The organism is Aeromonas bivalvium (assembly GCF_000819765.1).
GTDB lineage: Bacteria > Pseudomonadota > Gammaproteobacteria > Enterobacterales > Aeromonadaceae > Aeromonas > Aeromonas bivalvium.
In genome coordinates this window covers 213,604-214,077 of sequence record NZ_CDBT01000054.1, presented here as the reverse complement: position 1 = coordinate 214,077, position 474 = coordinate 213,604, and the positions used below count along the sequence as shown (strand labels likewise).

Here is a 474-nt window from a genome sequence, read left to right as displayed (position 1 = left end):
GCCGACATGGAGCAGGTGCTGGCGGCGGTGAGCCACACCCTGCAACCGGCCGGACTCAGCCCCATGCAGGCCATGAAGCCCGGGCGCGGTGAAAGGCGTGTGCTGGTACTGAGCCTCTACTGCACGCCGCCCCAGCGCCGCTATCTGGTGCAGTTCATCCACCTGGTAGCGGTTGTGCGCCCGGTACGCTGGGAGCTGCGCCCCCGCGCCGGGGACGACGCCACCAGCCATTGACCCTCGAACGAGGCGAGGTCCTTCCCGGGCCACCGTGAAGGGCCTGCTCCCTGTTTGCGCCGTCCCGTCCCGTCAGGAGGCGGGTCGCGCCCCTGCATTCACCAGGATGCCGACCTTGTCCCGTCTCTCACGCAAGCCGGGGGCGAGGGCTGGCCGGCATCCCCAGAAGGAGTCACCCATGAGAATGTGGCAACAACTCGATTTTCTCGCCCTGGCGGACACCCTGGCCAGCCTGCTGCT

The 474-nt window shown here is 68.6% G+C and carries 1 pseudogene; it reads left to right on the top strand.

Annotated elements, in window-relative coordinates:
* Positions 1-234: pseudogene (locus tag BN1119_RS15765) on the top strand (hypothetical protein); the annotation flags it as partial.
* Between the last annotated feature and the right edge of the window lie 240 nt (positions 235-474).